This is a genomic window from Micromonospora sp. NPDC005806 (genome assembly GCF_042871425.1).
Classification (GTDB): Bacteria; Actinomycetota; Actinomycetes; order Mycobacteriales; family Micromonosporaceae; genus Micromonospora.
This window is the reverse complement of the sequence record NZ_JBIAIL010000114.1, coordinates 1-1000: the sequence shown is the minus strand read 5'-3', so window position 1 is coordinate 1000 and position 1000 is coordinate 1. Positions and strand designations below refer to the sequence as shown.

The 1000-nt window shown below is 65.2% G+C and carries 1 protein-coding gene; it reads left to right on the top strand.

Annotated features, from left to right (window positions below; all coding sequences use genetic code 11):
* Nucleotides 1-369 precede the first annotated feature (369 nt).
* Nucleotides 370-894 (top strand): NUDIX domain-containing protein, encoded by a 525-nt coding sequence (locus ACFYOS_RS36470; protein ID WP_387151942.1) that lies wholly within the window; start codon nucleotides 370-372, stop codon nucleotides 892-894.
* Nucleotides 895-1000 lie beyond the last annotated feature (106 nt).

Here is a 1000-nt window from a genome sequence, read left to right as displayed (position 1 = left end):
CGTTCGCCGAGGACTACTACGAGATCGAACTAGACGCGACGGAGGTCGAGCACGTCGTCGCGCACCGCCCGCTCACTGACGTCGTTGTGCAGGCCCTGAACCCAAAGATGACCGTTGCCAGGCTGCACGAGGACATCGCCGCGATTGGGTATTCGATCGCGGCCGCGTGACGTCAGTCCCGTACCTGGACCCCCTCGGCAGCACGCTGGTCGCTCAACGGCAGTACCGGAAGCTGAAGCACATGACCGATCGGCCACGGCCTGTGACGCGCGATCAGCGGCATAGCGGACGTTGTTGGCCGTTGTGCGGGCACCTGCCATGACAAGGCGAGGAGCCTTCGGTGTCACAGCCTCGCCGTAGGGTCGGCTGATGAGTGAAGAGCTACTGATGCGATCTTGCGCGGCTGCGGAAGTGGACGCGCGCCGGGCCGTTCGGGAGTTCGACAACGCATGCCAGTGGCTGGACCGCACCAAACAGGCGCTCGTGTCCCCGCTTGGGGCCGAGGTATGGGTCTTCGACGAGGATCTGGCTCAGGTGCTGCTCGTGAACCATCCCTGGCGGGCCTGGGTCCCACCCGGCGGGAAGGTCGAGCCCGGCGAGACGCCTCGGGAAGCAGCCAGCCGAGAGCTATTCGAAGAAACCGGACTCCGCGCGGAGCTGCTGTCCACGCCCGCAGCCGTTGCCGTGCGCTCGTATAGCCGAGGCTGGTCCCCGACCCTCGGGCTGTCGTATGTCGCGATCGTTGACGTCTCCACGCCGCTCGTCGAAGAGAACGGACAGCCGCTGGCATGGACGTGCCTCGACCACGACTGGGACAGCGTCTTCCCTGACGATCCACGTCGCATCCGTTGGCATGCAAGGCGGCTAGCGCAGGGACGAATCCCTAGGCGGTGAACTGCAGGGCTTAGCCTCGCGCCTTCATGAAGGCTCGTTGTGGTGGCGGGTCGAGAACGTGAAAGTGCCCTCTGGGCTGGAAGGATGGGACTTGCTGAGGGTCTCA